The sequence below is a fragment of the Vibrio sp. 811 genome (genome assembly GCF_033339195.1).
Map to the genome: position 1 here is coordinate 1 of NZ_JAWOUB010000852.1, position 539 is coordinate 539.

At 49.2% G+C, this 539-nt stretch carries 1 protein-coding gene; it reads left to right on the top strand.

Annotation, left to right across the window (positions count from 1 at the left end; genetic code table 11):
• Nucleotide 1: 1 nt before the first annotated feature.
• On the top strand, nucleotides 2-539 hold a 538-nt coding region (locus R7Q46_RS29760; RefSeq protein ID WP_318078666.1), incomplete at its 3' end, for an MFS transporter.

Genomic DNA, 539 nt, shown 5'->3' on the forward strand with positions numbered 1-539 from the left:
CATGCTTGGCTTTGTTGCCACTGACATGTACTTACCTGCGTTCAAAGCGATGGAAATCGACTTTGCTACAGGTCCCGAACAAATCGCACTTTCTCTGACCGTATTTCTTGTAGGTATGGCTTTTGGTCAGTTGATGTGGGGATTGGCATCGGATAAATTTGGTCACCGCAATACGCTGGCCGCAGGTCTGGTGCTCTTTACCATTGCCTCATTCGGCTTAGCATTCTGCGATGAAGTTTGGCAGCTACTGACACTGCGCTTTGTGCAAGCAATCGGCGTGTGTGCTCCTGCGGTTATCTGGCAAGCGATGGTAATCAAGCGTTACTCCAGCAGTAGCCAGCAAATTTTTGCCACCATCATGCCGTTGGTGGCACTATCACCAGCACTTGCGCCTCAACTGGGTGTGGTTTTAGCGGATAGCTTTGGTTGGCACAGTATTTTTATCGCATTAACGCTTGTTGGTGGGGTGCTCGTTGCTGCAACCATGTCACAAAAGAACGAACAAGCCGAAATCAAACAAACCAGCATGTCTGCGGATA